This window comes from Polaromonas sp. OV174 (assembly GCF_900112285.1).
Classification (GTDB): domain Bacteria; phylum Pseudomonadota; class Gammaproteobacteria; order Burkholderiales; family Burkholderiaceae_C; genus Polaromonas.
In genome coordinates this window covers 1-16,349 of the sequence record NZ_FOKZ01000045.1, presented here as the reverse complement: position 1 = coordinate 16,349, position 16,349 = coordinate 1, and the positions used below count along the sequence as shown (strand labels likewise).

The following is a 16,349-nucleotide window of genomic DNA, read 5'->3' as shown; positions in this document are numbered from 1 at the left end:
GTCGCAATCGTGCTTCGACTCTTCACCTTTCTGAGTCGATGTGGGACGCTCCTGCACGCGCGCTCGCTGCGGGCCCTCGGCACCCGACACGTCAAGGAACGACTCAATGTGTCGGCTTCAATCCAATGTGTCCCATCGATGTCATCGACCGCTTCATTGGCAGCGCCGACATCTTCAACTCAAGCGCTGTTGCCCGAATCCCCATAGCTTCATAGCGCTTCTCGCGCCGCCGAGGTGCATTCCGCGGTTTCCTCCTTAGAGGCTTGTCCAACACCTGCCCTCAGGCCGTTGTCGTGTCTGGCGCTGTCGTGTCGCTCGGGCAGGTATCGGACAACCCTTAACCGAAGCAGACGATCGGCTGGTGTAGCACTAACGGCCGCTTCCGCCGCAGAACCCGGTAGTAGGTGAATGACGGCTCCTGCTTTTCGGCCTATCGGCACCCTGAGTTAAGCATGTGTTTACGTTAGGCTGGTCCAGCGTCGGTTCTAAGCAGACAACACACAAGGTTCGCTCGCCGCTTAAGCCAGCGTATACGACGTCTTCACCGTGGTGAAAAACTCCTGCGCATACTTGCCCTGCTCGCGCGGGCCGTAGCTGGAGCCCTTGCGGCCGCCGAAAGGAACGTGGTAGTCCACGCCAGCAGTGGGCAAATTCACCATCACCATGCCGGCTTGGCTGTGGCGCTTGAAGTGCGTGGCGTACTTCAAGCTGCTGGTGGCGATGCCGGCGGACAGGCCGAAGGGCGTGTCGTTGGCGCAGGCCAGGGCCGCTTCGTAGTCTTTCACCCGGATGATGCTGGCCACCGGGCCGAAGATTTCTTCGCGGTTGATGCGCATGCCTGCCGTGCTTTCGCTGAACAGCGCTGGAGCCATGAAGAAGCCTTCGGCGCCGCTGCCGGTATGGCATTGGATGCGCTCTCCACCGAAGGCGAGGGTTGCGCCTTCGGCCTTGCCGATGGCCACGTAGCTCAGGTCCTGCTCCAGTTGCGACTGCGACGAGACCGGACCGATGTCGGTGTCGGTGGTCAGCGCATCACCGACCTTGATGCGTGCCATGCGCTCCTGCAGGGCCTTGACGAAGGCCGGGTAAATGCCGTTGGTAACTATGAGCCGGCTAGAGGCCGTGCAGCGCTGGCCGGTGGAGTAGAAGGCGCTTTGCGCGCTCAGCTCGACCGCCTGCGTCAGATCGGCATCGTCCAGAATGACTTGCGGGTTCTTGCCGCCCATCTCCAGCTGCACCTTTTTCAGGTTTTTCGCGCAGATCTCGGCAATGCGGCTGCCGACGCCGACCGAGCCGGTAAAACTGATGGCGTTGATGCCGGGATGATTAACAAGCGCATCGCCAATCACACGGCCGGCGCCCATCACCAGATTGAACACGCCGGCCGGAATGCCGGAGCGCGAAATGATGTCGGCCAGCGCCCAGGCGCTGCCTGGCACCAGGTCGGCTGGCTTCAAGACCACGCAATTGCCAAAGGCCAGTGCCGGTGCGATCTTCCAGGCCGGAATGGCGATCGGGAAATTCCAGGGCGTGATCAGGCCAACCACGCCGACCGGCTCGCGCGTGATCTCCACGCCGATATTGGGCCGCACCGAAGGAAGCGTCTCGCCCGACAGGCGCAAGCACTCGCCGGCAAAGAACTTGAAAATCTGGCCGGCGCGCGTGGCCTCGCCAATGCCTTCCGCTTTGGTCTTGCCTTCCTCGCGTGACAGCAAGGTGCCCAGCTCTTCACGGCGTGCCAGGATTTCCGTGCCTATCTTGTCCAGCGCATCCGAGCGCGCCTGGATGCCGGAGGTGGACCAGGCCGGGAAGGCCGCTTGCGCCGCCTGCACGGCGGCATCGAGTCCGGCCGCATCGGCTTGTGCGTACTCGCCGATCACGTCGGCCAGGTTAGAGGGGTTGCGGTTGGCGCTGGTGCTGTTGCCGGCGACCCATTGGCCGTTGATGAGGTTAGAGTATTGCGTCATGTTTTCTTCAGATGCGTTAGCCGCGGCCAATAAAGGGCATGGTGGTTGCCATCACGGTCAGAAAGGGCACGTTGGCATCGAGCGGCAAACTGGCCATGTAGGCAACGGCGCTTCCGACATGCCTAGCGTCCATGGTCGGCTCCACGGCTAGGGTTCCATCGGCCTGTAGCACACCGGTTTTCATGCGCTCGGTGCGATCGGTGGCCGCGTTTCCCACATCAATCTGGCCGCAAGCGATGTTGAATCTGCGGCCTTCGAGCGAAGCGGCCTTGGTCAACCCGCTGACCGCATGTTTGGCAGCAGCATAGGCCGCGGCATGCGGGCGCGGACTGGTCGCAGCAATCGAGCCGTTGTTGATGATGCGCCCCCCACTCGGAGTCTGCGCCTTCATGATGCGGAAGGCCTCCTGCGTGCAGAGGAAGACGCCACCTAGATTGATGCCGATGGCTTTATTCCAGTCCTCGTAACTCAGTTCTTCGAGCGGCACCGCCGGCGACGAAATGCCTGCATTATTGACCAACAGGTCCAGTCGACCAAAGGCCTCGAGCACACTGGCGAACAACGCTTTGACCGATACCGGATCACTGACATCAGCCGTCACCACCAAAGATCTGACGCCCATGTCGGCGCCTTCACATGCAACAGCCTCCAGCGGCTCACGGCGGCGCCCGGCCAGCACCACGGAAAAGCCGCTTTGCATGAGGGCCAGAGCCACCTGCTTGCCGATGCCGGTGCCGGCACCCGTCACCAGCGCAATTTTTTCAGGCGAAGGCATGACTGACCTCCTGTTCACGACGGGCAAGGGCCATACGGCAGGCTAGCTGAAAAGCCTGCAGCATCGCGCCCGGATTGGCGACACCCTGACTGACGATATCGAAGGCCGTGCCATGTGCGGGTGTGAGTATCGGAAACGGCAGACCGCCCTGCACCGTGATGCCGCGCCAAAAGCCCATGAGTTTCATGGCGATCTGGCCCTGGTCGTGGTACATGGTGACGACGGCGTCGTACTGGCGCTGCTCGCCCTGCACTTTCAGGAAAATCGTGTCCGCAGCGAATGGTCCCTGGACCGGAATGCCCCGCGCGCGCGCCGCTTCCACAGCGGGACCGATGATGTCGATCTCTTCCCGGCCGAACGAGCCGTTGTCGCCGTTGTGCGGATTCAGGCCGCAGACGGCAATGCGCGGCTGGGCAACGCCGCTGCGCAGCAGTTCGCGGTGGATCAGCGCTATGCCCTGCGTCACGCCTTGGTGCGTGATCTGGTCCGCCACCTCACGATGCGCAATGTGGGAGGTCACGCGCGAAGTCCACAGGCCGTCGAGAACATTGAACTCGCAGACCGGCCCATCGAAACCAAGCTGTTCGACGAACCAGTGCAGCTCGTCGCTGGTGTGCATACCTGCCTGGTGCAGCGAGTTTTTGTTCAGTGGTGCAAACAGGATGGCATCCGCCAGCCCATGCCGAGTGGCTTGCAGCGCCATGGACAGCGTGTCCAGGCAGTAGCGACCGCCCTTGACGCTGGATATACCGCGTTCAAATTCACCTTCAGTCTCTCCGCGGTAATCCACCAGCACCGGTTTTCCATGCGAGAAGTCGGCCTCGGCTATCGATGCCGCCAGGGCATAAGGCGTGTGGCAGCCGGCCACCACCATACCGCGCTCCAGTTCATTCCGGTCGGCAATTAGCAGCAGCTCGGCCGACTGCGTAGCGGCAGGGTTGGCCAGCAGACGGGCGACCAATTCGGGGCCTATGCCAGCCGGGTCGCCGAGCACCATAGCGATGCGAGGTTTGCGTGATTTCATAGATTCCTTTTCTCAGCGGCCGGTCAGCAGGCCGCGCGCTACCAGGTTGGAAAAAAAGGCATGCAACCCGAAGGTCCAGGGCGTGATGCGCTCGCACAGATTTACCTTGTTCACCAAGGCGCCAAGCTTGGGACTGGAGATGGTGACCACGTCGCCCACCTGGTGGGTGAAACCACTTCCCGCCGCGCCACGGTCCTGCGTCGGCGCGAACATGGTGCCCAGAAACAGCATGAAGCCGTCGGGGTACTGGTGGTGGGCACCCAGGGTCTGGCGCACCAGGTCCAGCGGATCACGGCTGATTTGCGACATCGAGCTTTCGCCGCGCATCACAAAACCATCGGGCCCCTGCACGTCTAGGCTCACGGTGCAGCGCCGCACGTCGTCAAGCGCAAAGCTGGTGTCAAACAGGCGGATGAACGGGCCGATCGCACAGGAGGCGTTGTTGTCCTTGGCCTTGCCCAGCAGCAAGGCGCTGCGGCCCTCGAAATCGCGCAAGTTGACGTCGTTGCCCAAGGCCGCGCCCTGGACCTTACCGCGACTGTTGACGGCCAGCACCACTTCAGGCTCGGGATTGTTCCACGCCGAGCCGGAATGAATGCCGATCTCGGCCCCGGTGCCCACGGCGGACAGCACCGGCCCCTTGGTAAACACTTCGGCGTCGGGGCCTATGCCTACCTCGAGGTACTGCGACCACAGCCCTTGCCTCACCAGCAGTTCCTTGAGCTGCTGCGCCTTGGCCGAGCCGGGCACTATGCTGGCCAGCGAGCCGCCCAGCAGTTCCAGCACTCGGCCGCGTATCGCCTCGGCTTGGCGGGCATCGCCCTTGGCCTGCTCCTCGATCACGCGTTCCACCAGACTTGCGGCAAAAGTGACGCCGGCCGCCTTGATGACCTGCAGGTCGCAGGGCGCAAGGAAGCGCGGGCTATCAACATGACTGCTTGGCTGCAGGCTGTTCTGGAACAGGCTGTCGACGCTGCCGATGTAGCGGCCCGGTGTGGCCCGCACCAGCGCGGCCGGATCGACCGCCTCGAGCAGGCCGCTCATGGTGGGTATCGCTTGCGAAAGGTCAAAGACGCCATCGCCGCGCAGGGCCACGACGCTCGGCCCGGCGGGCAGGCCCGCAGCTTGATCGGGAATCCAGGCGCGGGCAACCAGCGTTCCGGTCAGTTTGTCTTCAGGCAGCCAGTTCATTAAGTACCTCCGGATTCACAGAGTTGGTCGGTCCATCGCCGCAGAAAAAATCAATCAAGTTGTCCGCTGCCAGATTCGCCATGGCAAGGCGCGTCGGACCGGTCGCACTGCCGATATGCGGCGTCAGCACGACGTTGGGCACCTCGAGCAGGCCGGGGTGAAGCATGGGCTCACCCTCATAGACATCCAGTCCGGCCGCAGCAATGTGCCTGTCGCGCAGCGCCTGAACCAGTGCCGCGTCATCAACAATACCGCCACGCGCGATATTGACCAGTGTCGCGGTCGGTTTCATCAGCGCCAACTCGGCCGCGCCAATGGCATGGTGCGAGGTTTTCGAATACGGCAGCACCAGCACCAGGTGGTCGGCTCTGCACAGCAACTCGTCCTTGCTGACATAGCGGGCACCGGTCTCGAGCTCAACGCTTTCTTCGAGCCGCGAACGGTTGTGGTAAATCACTTTCATGCCAAAGCCAAAGTGACCACGGCGGGCCAGGGCCTGACCGATGCGGCCCATACCCAGGATGCCCAGCGTCGAGCCGTGAACGTCGGAGCCAACCAGCGTGTTGTACTGCCAGCGCGTCCACTGCCCGGCGCGCAGATAACGCTCGCCTTCGGTGACCCGCCTTGCGGTTGCCAGCAACAGGGCGAAACCGAAATCGGCCGTGGTTTCAGTCAATACACCGGGAGCGTTGGTCCCAACCACGCCGTGCGCGGTCATGGCCTCGACATCGAAGTTGTTAAAACCCACCGACATATTGGCGCAAATTCGCAGGTCTGGGCAAGCTTGCAACAGTTCGGCATCGATGCGCTCGCTGCCGGTGGCAAAAAGCGCCTGCCGTCCTTGTAGCGCTTCAATCAACTGCGCCTGTGACCAGGGCACATCCGCCTGGTTGGCGCGCACCTCGAAGTGCTGCTCAAGCCGGGCGATCACCTCGGGCGCGATCGCCCGACAGACAAGAAGGGAGGGTTTGCTCATGCTCTCGCCTACTGCTTCAGGCCGAGCTTGTTGATCAGGCCTTTGTAGAAAGCATGATCCTTGGCCATAACGGCGCCAAAGGCCTCGCCATCGGCATAGGCATAGCCCATGTTCTGGCGGTCCAGCGCGTCACGCAGGCTCTGTTCGGCAACGATCTTCGCTGTCGCCGCGCGCAGCAAATTGACAATCTCGGGCGGCGTGCCCTTGGTCACGGCCAGACCGCGCCAGGTTCCGATGGACACGTCGATGTTGCGCTCCTTGAGCGTAGGCACTTTCTCGAAACCCTTGATGCGCTGCTCGGACATTACCGCCAGCGCCTTCAGCTTGCCCGTCGAGGTGTAGGTATAAACCTCCGCCGCGCTGACCGTGATGGCCTCGATGTGCCCGCCCAGCAAGGACAAAGCGGCCGGTGCGGCGCCAGCAAAGGGAATGTGGTTGAACTTCACGCCGGTCTTGTCCTCTACGGCCGCGGCAGCCAGATGCCAGGTCGAGCCGTTGCCACCATTGCCCACGCGGAAGTCGCCCTTTTTTGCGGCCGCCAGGAATTCCTCGACCGTGTTCCAGGGTGCATCGGCGCGCACCGTGATCGCTGCGGGATCGTAGTTAAGGCGGGCAATGGGGATGAAATCCTCATAGGTGATTTTGGTCAGGCCCATGTTCGGCTGGGTCATCAGGTCGGTCGCGAGCAGGGCTACCTTGTAGCCGTCCTGCTTGCCATTGATGACATCGGACCAGCCGATGGCGCCACTGGCGCCGGGCTTGTTGACGACGATCAGGCTCTGTGGCAAGTGCTTGGCGGATGCCAGCGCAAAGGCCCGGCCCAGCACGTCGGTGCCGCCGCCGGCCGGGTAGGGAACGACCAACTCAATCGGCCGGCTCGGGTAGGTAGCCTGGGCCAGCACGGCGGCTGGCAAGGCCAAGGCGCACAGCAAGCCAGCCAGGATGCGGGAAGCCAATGTCTTCATGGATGTCTCTCTTTGTAGTAATAGTGATTCGAAGGGGCGTGAAGTTCAGGACCAGGCGGGACCGTTCGGGAACTCGAACTGCTTGAGCGTCGTCGCATGCATCTCAATGCTATAACCCGGGCGCTGCGGCGGCATGTAGCGGCCCCTGCGGATCACCACCGGGTCAAGGAAATGCTCGTGCAGATGATCGACGTATTCCAGCACGCGGTTTTCCAGCGAGGCGGACACCGCGATGTAGTCAAACAACGAGATGTTCTGCACATACTCGCACAGGCCCACGCCACCGGCATGCGGGCACACCGGCACACCGAACTTGGCAGCCATCAGCAACACCACCAGCACTTCGTTGAGACCGCCCAGGCGAGCCGCGTCGACCTGGCAAAAGTCGATGGCCTTGGCCTGCAGCAGCTGCTTGAACATCACACGGTTGTGGCAATGCTCGCCGGTGGCCATACCAATGGGCGCAATGCGCTGGCGGATGGCGGCATGACCCAGGATGTCGTCCGGGTTGGTCGGCTCCTCGATCCACCAGGGTTCAAAGGCAGCCAGGCGGCGCATGTTGACGACGGCCTCGTCCACTTCCCACACCTGGTTGGCGTCCATCATGAGCTTGCGGTCCCAGCCAATCTCTTCGCGCAAAATGGCCGCGCGGCGGATGTCTTCCTCGATACTGCCGCCGACCTTCTGCTTGAAGTGGGTCCAGCCCTCGGCCACGCCTTCGCGGGCCAGACGACGCATTTTTTCCTCGGAGTAACCGAGCCAGCCGGCCGAGGTGGTGTAGCCGGGGTAGCCCTGCTCCAGCATTTCCTGCTCACGTGCGGCCTTGCCGCCGGCGTTACGGCGCAGTATAGCCAGCGCCTCTTCGGGCGTAAGCGCGTCGGTGACGAAGCGGAAGTCCAGGCAGCGGACTAGTTCCTCGGGACTCATGTCGGCCAGCAGCTTCCAGACCGGCTTGCCTTCGGACTTGGCCCACAGGTCCCAAACCGCGTTGACGATGGCGGCCGTGGCCAGGTGGATCACGCCCTTGTCCGGGCCGAGCCAACGCAGCTGGCTGTCGCCCGTGGTGATGTTGCGCCAGAACGCACCCATGTTGTCCGTGATTTCCTCCAGCGTGTGGCCGACCACGAATGACGCCAGCGAGTTGACGGCCGCCACGCAGATTTCATTGCCGCGGCCAATCGTGAAGGTCAGCCCATGGCCCTCCAGCGCCGAGGGTGCGTCGGTATGCAGGACCACATAGGTGGCGGAATAGTCTGGCGCCGCGTTCATGGCGTCCGAGCCGTCAAGCGAGCGCGAGGTGGGGAAACGGATGTCGCGAACCGAGAGATGGGTGATGGTAGTCGGCACTTTGGTCTTTCAAAGGGGTGAAAAGATAGCGAAGCTTATGTCGATTAACGATACCCATCCAATCGTCATTTGGTATATTTCGATTCTCATTTTTGGATCACTCATGGACGATGCCGTAGCCACAACCGCCCCGCCCGCCAACCTCTTTCGCCGGCTGCGCATCAAGAGCCGACAGGTCATGCTGCTGGACGCCCTCGACGAGCACCGCAACCTGCGGCGCGCGGCGGCAGCTATCCATACCACCCAGCCCGCCGCCACGGCGCTGCTGCAACAGCTTGAAGAAGGGCTGGGCGTACTGCTGTTCGAGCGCCATGCTCGCGGCATGGAGCCGACGGTCTATGGCGAGGTGATGATCCGCTACGCGCGCGGTGTGCTGCACGACTTCGCCTACGCCGGCGACGAGATGGCTGCCCTGGCCGCAGGCGCCTCCGGGCTGGTGCGCATAGGCAGCGTCATGGGCGCCACGCCTGTCCTGCTGACCCAGGGCCTGGCGCGCTTCAAGGCCGGCAACCCGCGGGTGCGCATTTCGCTGCAGGTCGACACCAGCGACCTGCTGATGCCGGCCCTGCTGCGCGGCGACCTCGATGTGGTGCTCGGACGCCTGCCCGACCAGTTTTATGACGAGGACCTGGCGATCGAGCAGCTCGAGGGAGAGTCTATGAGCGTGGTGGCCCGACCGGGCCATCCGCTGTTCGACCTGGCCGAGGTCACGCTGGCCAACCTGGTCGCGCAGACCTGGATCCTGCACCCGCTGGGCAGCCCGATGCGACGCCGCGTCGAGCAGGCGCTGCAACACGCCAACCTGGCGGCGCCGCCCGATATCGTCGAGACCTCGTCCATCCTGGCGACGACCTCGCTGCTCGAAGCCAGCGACATGATCTCGGTGGTGCCGTTGGACGTAGCGCAGCACTATGCCAACTATGGGCTGCTCGCCATCCTGCCGGTAGAGCTGCCTATTTCCATGGCCAACCTGGGCATCATCACGCGCAAGAAGAAAGACCTGTCGCCCGCCGTGAAAGGCTTTTTACATGCGTTGCGCGACAGCATGCTGGAGCGCCAGATCGCCCGTTAATTAACAGTCCATTCGGTACAGGCGCTGTGCATTGTCGTGAAACAGCTGTCGCTGCTCGGACGCCGACAGATCCGCGACCATGCGCGCGAAGCCGCTGAAAATATCCTCGAATGAGGCGCAAAGGCTGTCAACCGGATAGTTGCTGCCAAACATGCAGCGCTCTATGCCGAACAGTTCGATGCTTTGCCGCACCACGGGGCGGTTTTCCTCCATGCTCCAGCGTCGCCCACTCAGTCCTATGCCGCTGAGCTTGACAAAGGCGTTGGGGCATTGCGCCACCCGCCGCATCGCCTCGCGCCAGGCGGCGAGCCCTTCGCTACTACGATCAGAGGGCATGCCGGTGTGGTTGATGATGAGGGGCGTGTCCGGAAAGTCCCGCGCCAGGGCTGCGGCCTCGTGCAAATGCCAAAACGGTGTTTGCAGCTCGAAATGCAGGCCGTGCCGCGCCAGCAGGCTGTAGTTGCGTCGCCACACGGAGTCGGCCATGCCGCCTGCTGCTGTGTCGGCCGGCGCGTCGTTTGCGCGCGGCTTGTGGCGAATACCGCGCACAAAGCCGAAGCCGGCCAGTTGCTCTAGCGTCTGCGGCGCATCGGACTGGTCCAGCCAGGCTTTGCCGACCGCCACCGTGGGGAGACCGCTTTGCTGGCGCAGGCCTGCAATGTAATGCATCTCGCCAATCGGATCGCGCGGATCCCAATCGGCCTCGATGTAGACACTGCCGGCCAGCTTGAACGCCGCCGTATCGCTGAGGTAGTCAGGCGGTAGGTAGGGGCGAGCGATCGACTGGTGGTCGCCATAGCGGTGCGGCGGTCGGTCGCCATCGCACAACCACGGGTAATAGTTCAGTATGGGGTCCCAGAAGTGATGGTGGGCATCGATGATGGGAAAACCCAGCGGCTCGGTCATGTCAGGTCCTGAAAATCAGGCAGCTTTCATGCTGCCGTAGCGAAACACGTTGTTGACGCGGCGAATGCCGTTGACCAAAGCCCGGCCGAAAGGCGGCGCCGAGATCTCGAAACGGCAGGAGGCATCGACCTTGATGCCCTCGGCAAACGACAGGGTGGCGGTGCCGAAGTAATGCACATGCACGTCGCCCGGCACTAAAAACTGGTCGTACTTGAAATGGTGGAACTCGATGTTTCCGATCGAGTGCGACATGTTGTCTTCCCCGGTCAGAAAGGGTTTTTCCCAGCGCAGGCGGCCCTTGCGAACGATACGCGACAGGCCGGCGATGCTCTGCGGCAATTCGTCCAACAACAGCTCTGGTCCAAAGGAACTGCCGCCCAGCTTGGCATGCGACACCAAGCCGCTGTTGCTACGCTCGGTGATATGGTCCGACAGCTCGTTGGCGAGGGCAAAACCGACGCGGCGCGGCGTGCGGTCGGGCGCTATCAGGTAAAGGCCGGCCAGTTCGGGCTCTTCGCTCGCATCTGCTGCGAAAGCCGCAACCGGGAAATCCTGGTATGGATGGACCACCGAATGGCCGCTACCCTTGAAATGCCATTCGGGGGATACCCCCGGCAGGCCGTTGCCGTTGGGGCGCCCTCCTTCCAAGCCCAGCTTGAACAGTCGCAATGAATCGCTGAGCGTGGTCTCGCCGGCCTGCAGCGCGCGCCGCAAGTGCTCGCGTGTGCGCTCGCTGCCCAGGTGCGTCAGGCCCGAGCTACTGACCTGCATGTGGGACGGGTCCGGGTGGTCGAACGGCACCAGCACAGCCTGACGCTCAACCAGTCCGTCGTAATCGACCTGCTCGACAGATGCCCGTTTTTTAACCAACCGTGCCAACGGCGTGCGCTCGGCCAGTGCTTGCTGCACCAGCGCATAGGTGCTTTCGCAGCCGTCCAGCACCCGCACCGTTTCGGGGGTTTCGACCAGGCCGACGGCACGCTGGCCGTCGGGACGCAAAAACTGGAGCAGGCGCATGGGGACTTTGGGTGTGCTGGTTTATTTGGCCTGACTGACGACGCTCTCGGGAATATCAGCGCCGTGATATTTCTTGAAGATCTCGTTAAGCTTGCCGTTCTTCATGTTGGTGCGGACCCATTCGTTGACCCAGGCCATCAGCTTGGGCTCCTCCTTGCGCATGCCAACGCCCAGATCGAAGGTGCGCAGCACAAACTTGGGCTCCAACTGGCGTGCCGGAGCCTTGTTGACCATGGTCTGGAACAGCGCGCCCGAGGTTGCTACCAGGTCGGCCTGGCCCGTCACCGCGGCCGTAATCACAGCCGCGTCGTCGTCGTAGCGCACAATGGTCGCACCCTTGGCATTGGCCGTCAGGTCGGCATCCTGCGTCGTGCTGCGATTTACAGCGACCGACTTGCCTGCCAGGTCGGCCATGCTTTTGACGTTGACGCCCTTGATGCCACCCACCAGTGACACCTGGCCGGCGTAGGGAATCGAATAGTCGATCACCTTAGCCCGCTCCGGCGTGAAAGCCAGAGTCGAGATCACCAGGTCGGCCTTGTTGGTCTGCAGGTTGGGAATGCGAGTGGCCCCAGTCGTTGGCACGATTTCCAGCGCCACGCCCAGATCCTTGGCCAACAAAACGGCGACATCCACATCAGAGCCGGTTGGGCGCATGGCGCTGTCGGTCATGCCCGACGGCGGATTCGCCACGTCGATCGAAATGCGGATTTTCTTCGCCGCGCGGATGCTGTCCAGCGTGTCTGCGTGCGCGGACAAACCGGCCAGAGCCAGGACGGCAACGATAGTGCTTTGGGAGATGAGCGAGGTCAGTTTCATGGTGAGGTTTCCTTTGGGGTTACAAGCCGTTGTCGACAAATTGCTGCAGTTCGGCGGTCTGCGGGTTAAGTAGCATGTCGCCAGCTCCGGTTTCCCAGATCCGGCCTTCATGCATGAAGATCACGACATCAGCCACCTTGCGGGCAAATGCCATTTCGTGGGTCACCAGCACCATGGTCATGCCGCCGGCGGCCAGCTCTTCGATGACCTTGAGCACTTCACCCGTCAGTTGCGGGTCGAGCGCCGAGGTGACCTCGTCGAACAGCATCACCTGCGGCTCCATCGCCAGCGAGCGGGCAATCGCCACCCGCTGCTGCTGACCTCCCGAGAGCTGCTCGGGATAGGCCTGTGCCTTGTCCGCCAAGCCGACCTGGCGCAACACGATGCGGGCGAGCTCCAACGCCTCGGCTCTGCTCTTGCCCTTGGCGGCGCGTGGCGCCAGCGTGATGTTCTCTTCCACCGTGAGATGGGGAAACAGGTTGTAGCTCTGGAACACGATGCCGACATCGCGGCGCAGGCCACGCAGGTCGATGAGCGGATCGCTGACGCGGCGACCGCAGACTTCGATCAGGCCGCTATCGATGACCTCCAGCCGGTTGATGCAGCGCAACGCCGTGCTTTTCCCCGAGCCGCTGCGGCCGATGATGGCCACCACCTCGCCTTTTTTGACCTGGAACGACACCCCCTTGAGCACGCTCAGACTACCGAAGCTTTTGTGCACGTCTTCAAGATTCACAATATTGGACATTGCCGACTCCTTTTTTCATTTCTGGCTCGGGCTTGCGGCCGACAAGCAATCTGTTTTCGAGTTTTCGGGCCCACCACGACAGCGGGAAACACAGCAAAAAATACAGGCCGGCGACCAGCATGTAGACCACAAAGGGCTCGAACAGCGAGTTGTTGATGATCTGGCCGGCGCGCGCTAGCTCCACAAAGCCGACGACCGAGGCAAGCGAGGTGTTCTTGACAATCTGCACCATGAAACCCACGGTCGGTGGCGTGGCGATGCGCAGCGCCTGCGGCAAGATCACCATGAACAGGCGCTGGGTGCGGGTCAGCGCCAGGCATTCGGCGGCTTCCCATTGGGTTTTTGGAACCGCTTCGATACAGCCGCGCCAGATCTCACCGATGTAGGCGCTGACGTATATCGTCATCGACAGCCCGGCGGCCACGATCGCCGGCAGGCTCAGGCCCATGATGCTCAAGCCGAAATAGGACAGGAACATCAGGATCAGCAGCGGCGTGCCCTGCACTAGCTGTACATAGCCGAGGGCCAGCCAGCGCAGCGCCCGGCTGCGCGAAATACGCGCCAGCGCGACGCCAAAACCCAGCAAACCGCCGCCGACGAAGGCCATCAGCGACAGGATGACGGTCCAGCCCGCGCCCTGCGCCAGGAAGTAGAGATGATTCAGGTTGAATTCGTTGTTCATGGTTTCATCCCACTCACAGGGTGGTGCCAAGCCGGCGGCGGCGCGTGAATATGGCCTGGCCAATGGCCCAGAAACCGAGGCGCATCAGCAGGGACAGCATCAGGTAAAACACGGCCACCACGATGTAGGTCTCGAAGGAGCGGTAGGTGTCGGACTGGACCCGGTTGGCAATCGCCGTCAACTCCTCCGCGGAGATTTGCGAGGTGATGGACGAGGCCAGCATCAGCAGTACGAACTGGCTGGTCAGCGCCGGGTAGACCCGCTCCATGGCGGGACGCAGAATCACATGCCAGTAAACCTGCAGCTTGGACAGCGCCAGGCACTCGGCGGCCTCGAGCTGACCCTTGTGAATGGAATCGATGCCGGCCCGCATGATCTCGGTGGTGTAAGCGCCGATGTTGATGACCAGCGCGGCAATCGCCGCCACGTAGGCCGGCACCTTGAACCCCAAGCTTGACAGCCCGAAATAGACGATGAAAATCTGCACCAGCAGGGGCGTGTTGCGTATGGTCTCCACGTAAATGCTGCAGGCCTGCGCGATCCAGCGCTTGCTGCTGCCGCGACCGAAAGCGCACAGGGTTCCGATCAGGAAACCCAGCAGCGTGGCGATCACCGCGAGCTGGATCGTCAGCCACGCGCCATGCAAAAACAGCGGCCACTGGGCCAGCACGGCGGTGAAGTCGAATTTGTAAGTCATATCGTAGCCAACCGGCTCAGCCCGCGGGCCGGTACGAGTTGACGATCGAGGCCGTGTCCGCCATGCCGTTGCCCTGCTCGACATAGTCGGTGTAGCGCCGGGTCGCGGCCTCCAGCATGGGCAGGCTGAGCTGGAGTTCGTGGGCGTAATCCTTTACGGCCTTCAAGTCCTTCAGCAATTGCCTGGCATAACTGCGCGGCGGCTCAAACGCGCGCGCCTGCATCTGCGGATAGAGCTGCTTCAGCAGGCTGCTGTCGGCATGGCCACCGGCCAAGCATTGCGGCAGCGCCTGCGCGTTGATGCCCGCCGCTTCGGCCAGGGTCAGGGCCTCGGCCAGCACCACGTAACCGCTGCCGACGATCAGCTGGTTGATCATCTTGGCTGTCTGGCCGGCGCCGCTCGGGCCGATGTGGGTGAAGTTGGCGGCCAGGTCGGCCATCACGGCGCGGATGGCCTCAATATCTGCGACCTCCCCACCGGCCATCACCGTCAGCGTGCCGGCACGCGATTGCAGTGGGCCACCGCTCACCGGGGCATCGACCCAGCGCATACCAGTCTCACCGTGCAGTTGCTGCGCCATGGAACACGTGGCAGCAGGGTCGATGGTGGAGTGGTCTATCAGGAGCTTGCCGGCCGTCGCCGCGTCGGCAATGCCCTGCGCCCCGAATACACAGCTGCGCACCGCGTCGGTATGCAGTACACACATGATCACGATGTCGCTGGCCGCGGTAACGGCCGCCGGTGAAGGCGCGCTCACGGCGCCCGACGCGACCAGGGGCTGCACCCTCTCCGGCTCGAGGTTCCAGACTGTGACCGGCCAGCCCTGTTCGAGCAGGCGCAGTGTCATCGCCGTGCCCATGATACCCAGGCCTATAAACCCAATGCGGGCTTTCTCAACTGTCATGCTTGTCTCCTGTTCCACTATCTTTGAAGTGGTGACAAAGCATACGAAGGGCAGCGATCCTCATCCAATCGTATTTCGTGATCTATCGATACCGTTTTTTGAATCGACAAACACGCAATCCTGCAGGAATGTACTTATGAGCTCTCGCTCGTAACGCTAACGGCAGCTTTGGACAGGTCAACTGTTGCCGCTGAATACCTTCAATTGGTCGAAATGCGTGGTTCACCAAATTTGGTTGAAGGTCCGCAACCAGTCTGAAACGGACTTATGTTTCGCAGCGACAGCAGACGGAAAACGGTCCGACACCTACTTCAGAGATCGGCCAGGCTAAAGTGCCGACAAAAGCAATCGAGATGTACAGCGTGCCGCCTAACACGCTGCTGACGGGGCGATCAGACTCTGAGCATCCTCCTCTATCGGGGCGGGGGGGGCTCAGGGGACTACGGTTGATTGCCGGTGTGGATAACGAACAAAAATACTGGAGACAATACGGTACTGGTGAAATATCTCAACCAGGCAAAAAAAAGGAAATTTAAAAATGGCAACTGCGAAAAAACCGGCTCCAAAGGTTAAGGCAACTCCAAAGAAGGTAATGGCTCCTGCGAAAGTGGTGAAACCGATTGCCAAAGCATCTGTAAAAAAAGCTCCAGTTTCAAAGACGGCCAAGGCCGTTGCAAAACTTAGTGCAAGCATTGCGAAGCTGACCGAACGCAAAGACAAAATCAATACAGAAATCAAAGCCCTGCGTGATCAACGTACTGCGCTGAAAGTGGTTCCAGTGACCCCCGCGCCTAAAAGTCCAAAGGCAAAGGTCGTGTCTAAAGCTGTAGCGCAAAAGAAAGCGGGAAAGCCTGCTGCCAAGAAATAATAGTCATTAGCAACAATGTTGCTTTGTAGAAAAGACCCTTTTGGGTCTTTTCTTTTGGTGCGCCCAGCATGGGCGCACACCTGCGGGTGCAAGTCCCGCCAGGAGCTGGTCACAGTGAATGAAGTGAAGCGCAACTGCGTGAGGGCGACCGAACGTGGGAAGGAAGCGTGGAGCGTAAATCGTGAGCCGATGAACAAGAACCGCATAGAAGGCGTTGCCAAGCAGGGCGAGCGGGCCAAAAACCGCAAAGCTCTTGTGACCAAGGCGAGGTGACGTAGATGCGGCGGTTGTGCGATGAAGGTGTGCGTTCTTACTTGGGGAGGTCTCGCCTCGTGGGTGAAAGCCCGACGGCTTTGCCGGAGCGAGAAGTCAGCCGAGGTCGTAGTAGCTG

At 61.8% G+C, this 16,349-nt stretch carries 17 protein-coding genes; 3 read left to right on the top strand and 14 right to left on the bottom strand.

Translation table 11 applies throughout. The annotated features are described in order from the left end of the window. Positions 1–518: 518 nt before the first annotated feature. Genes BM160_RS21510 through BM160_RS21480 form a run of 7 tightly spaced genes read right to left on the bottom strand, consistent with a single transcriptional unit; the run spans position 519 to position 8,245 of the window. The gene (locus BM160_RS21510; RefSeq protein WP_092008197.1) at positions 519–1,967 is read right to left on the bottom strand and encodes an aldehyde dehydrogenase family protein; all 1,449 of its coding nucleotides are present in this window, start codon (positions 1,965–1,967) and stop codon (positions 519–521) included. 16 nt (positions 1,968–1,983) lie between these two features. After that, positions 1,984–2,742 carry an SDR family oxidoreductase gene (locus BM160_RS21505; protein WP_092008196.1) on the bottom strand — a complete coding sequence of 253 codons (759 nt, stop codon included), beginning with the start codon at positions 2,740–2,742 and terminating at the stop codon, positions 1,984–1,986. Next, entirely contained in the window at positions 2,729–3,766 is a 1,038-nt protein-coding gene (locus BM160_RS21500) for a 4-hydroxythreonine-4-phosphate dehydrogenase PdxA (RefSeq protein WP_092008195.1), read from the bottom strand. The genes BM160_RS21505 and BM160_RS21500 overlap by 14 nt, the downstream gene beginning before the upstream one ends. A 12-nt stretch (positions 3,767–3,778) precedes the next feature. Continuing rightward, entirely contained in the window at positions 3,779–4,957 is a 1,179-nt protein-coding gene (locus tag BM160_RS21495; protein WP_092008194.1) for a fumarylacetoacetate hydrolase family protein, read from the bottom strand. Next, entirely contained in the window at positions 4,941–5,933 is a 993-nt protein-coding gene (locus BM160_RS21490) for a 2-hydroxyacid dehydrogenase (protein ID WP_092008193.1), read from the bottom strand. Before BM160_RS21490 ends, BM160_RS21495 begins: the two co-directional genes overlap by 17 nt. An 8-nt stretch (positions 5,934–5,941) precedes the next feature. After that, positions 5,942–6,898 (bottom strand): tripartite tricarboxylate transporter substrate binding protein, encoded by a 957-nt coding sequence (locus BM160_RS21485; protein WP_092008192.1) that lies wholly within the window; start codon positions 6,896–6,898, stop codon positions 5,942–5,944. Positions 6,899–6,943: 45 nt separating this feature from the next. Further along, on the bottom strand, positions 6,944–8,245 hold the full coding sequence (locus BM160_RS21480; protein ID WP_092008191.1) for an L-fuconate dehydratase: 1,302 nt from the start codon (positions 8,243–8,245) through the stop codon (positions 6,944–6,946). 103 nt (positions 8,246–8,348) lie between these two features. Here BM160_RS21480 and BM160_RS21475 point away from each other — a divergent pair, with 103 nt between their 5' ends. Then, positions 8,349–9,317, top strand: coding sequence for a LysR family transcriptional regulator (locus tag BM160_RS21475; protein WP_092008199.1), 969 nt, complete (start codon positions 8,349–8,351; stop codon positions 9,315–9,317). Here BM160_RS21475 and BM160_RS21470 read toward each other — a convergent pair whose 3' ends face one another. The 7 genes from BM160_RS21470 to BM160_RS21440 are packed head-to-tail and all read right to left on the bottom strand — an operon-like array spanning position 9,318 to position 15,090. Beyond that, complete coding sequence (locus tag BM160_RS21470; protein WP_092008190.1) at positions 9,318–10,223, bottom strand: amidohydrolase family protein; 906 nt, start codon at positions 10,221–10,223, stop codon at positions 9,318–9,320. A gap of 15 nt (positions 10,224–10,238) precedes the next feature. Beyond that, the gene (gene araD1 / locus BM160_RS21465) at positions 10,239–11,240 is read right to left on the bottom strand and encodes an AraD1 family protein (RefSeq protein WP_092008189.1); all 1,002 of its coding nucleotides are present in this window, start codon (positions 11,238–11,240) and stop codon (positions 10,239–10,241) included. Positions 11,241–11,261: 21 nt separating this feature from the next. Beyond that, positions 11,262–12,059, bottom strand: a complete 798-nt coding sequence (locus BM160_RS21460) for a transporter substrate-binding domain-containing protein (RefSeq protein ID WP_092008188.1) — start codon at positions 12,057–12,059, stop codon at positions 11,262–11,264. A gap of 19 nt (positions 12,060–12,078) precedes the next feature. After that, positions 12,079–12,807 carry an amino acid ABC transporter ATP-binding protein gene (locus BM160_RS21455; RefSeq protein ID WP_092008187.1) on the bottom strand — a complete coding sequence of 243 codons (729 nt, stop codon included), beginning with the start codon at positions 12,805–12,807 and terminating at the stop codon, positions 12,079–12,081. Next, positions 12,785–13,489 (bottom strand): amino acid ABC transporter permease, encoded by a 705-nt coding sequence (locus BM160_RS21450; protein WP_092008198.1) that lies wholly within the window; start codon positions 13,487–13,489, stop codon positions 12,785–12,787. Before BM160_RS21450 ends, BM160_RS21455 begins: the two co-directional genes overlap by 23 nt. Positions 13,490–13,502: 13 nt before the next feature. Further along, positions 13,503–14,186, bottom strand: a complete 684-nt coding sequence (locus BM160_RS21445) for an amino acid ABC transporter permease (RefSeq protein ID WP_092008186.1) — start codon at positions 14,184–14,186, stop codon at positions 13,503–13,505. A gap of 16 nt (positions 14,187–14,202) precedes the next feature. Then, complete coding sequence (locus tag BM160_RS21440; protein WP_092008185.1) at positions 14,203–15,090, bottom strand: NAD(P)-dependent oxidoreductase; 888 nt, start codon at positions 15,088–15,090, stop codon at positions 14,203–14,205. A 538-nt stretch (positions 15,091–15,628) separates the two neighbouring features. On the opposite strand from BM160_RS21440, the gene BM160_RS21435 reads away from it, so the two are divergent. Then, complete coding sequence (locus tag BM160_RS21435) at positions 15,629–15,958, top strand: histone protein (protein WP_092008184.1); 330 nt, start codon at positions 15,629–15,631, stop codon at positions 15,956–15,958. Between the two features lie 114 nt (positions 15,959–16,072). Then, the gene (locus BM160_RS23030) at positions 16,073–16,231 is read left to right on the top strand and encodes a hypothetical protein (protein WP_255369035.1); all 159 of its coding nucleotides are present in this window, start codon (positions 16,073–16,075) and stop codon (positions 16,229–16,231) included. Positions 16,232–16,349 lie beyond the last annotated feature (118 nt).

Coding starts and splice junctions, on each gene's coding strand:
- BM160_RS21475 (WP_092008199.1), top strand. CDS start 8,349: ATGGACGATGCCGTAGCCACAACCGCCCCGCCCGCCAACCTCTTTCGC.
- BM160_RS21495 (WP_092008194.1), bottom strand. CDS start 4,957: ATGAACTGGCTGCCTGAAGACAAACTGACCGGAACGCTGGTTGCCCGC.
- BM160_RS21460 (WP_092008188.1), bottom strand. CDS start 12,059: ATGAAACTGACCTCGCTCATCTCCCAAAGCACTATCGTTGCCGTCCTG.
- BM160_RS21435 (WP_092008184.1), top strand. CDS start 15,629: ATGGCAACTGCGAAAAAACCGGCTCCAAAGGTTAAGGCAACTCCAAAG.
- BM160_RS21455 (WP_092008187.1), bottom strand. CDS start 12,807: ATGTCCAATATTGTGAATCTTGAAGACGTGCACAAAAGCTTCGGTAGT.
- BM160_RS21470 (WP_092008190.1), bottom strand. CDS start 10,223: ATGACCGAGCCGCTGGGTTTTCCCATCATCGATGCCCACCATCACTTC.
- BM160_RS21510 (WP_092008197.1), bottom strand. CDS start 1,967: ATGACGCAATACTCTAACCTCATCAACGGCCAATGGGTCGCCGGCAAC.
- BM160_RS21505 (WP_092008196.1), bottom strand. CDS start 2,742: ATGCCTTCGCCTGAAAAAATTGCGCTGGTGACGGGTGCCGGCACCGGC.
- araD1 (WP_092008189.1), bottom strand. CDS start 11,240: ATGCGCCTGCTCCAGTTTTTGCGTCCCGACGGCCAGCGTGCCGTCGGC.
- BM160_RS21440 (WP_092008185.1), bottom strand. CDS start 15,090: ATGACAGTTGAGAAAGCCCGCATTGGGTTTATAGGCCTGGGTATCATG.
- BM160_RS21450 (WP_092008198.1), bottom strand. CDS start 13,489: ATGAACAACGAATTCAACCTGAATCATCTCTACTTCCTGGCGCAGGGC.
- BM160_RS21485 (WP_092008192.1), bottom strand. CDS start 6,898: ATGAAGACATTGGCTTCCCGCATCCTGGCTGGCTTGCTGTGCGCCTTG.
- BM160_RS21500 (WP_092008195.1), bottom strand. CDS start 3,766: ATGAAATCACGCAAACCTCGCATCGCTATGGTGCTCGGCGACCCGGCT.
- BM160_RS21445 (WP_092008186.1), bottom strand. CDS start 14,186: ATGACTTACAAATTCGACTTCACCGCCGTGCTGGCCCAGTGGCCGCTG.
- BM160_RS21490 (WP_092008193.1), bottom strand. CDS start 5,933: ATGAGCAAACCCTCCCTTCTTGTCTGTCGGGCGATCGCGCCCGAGGTG.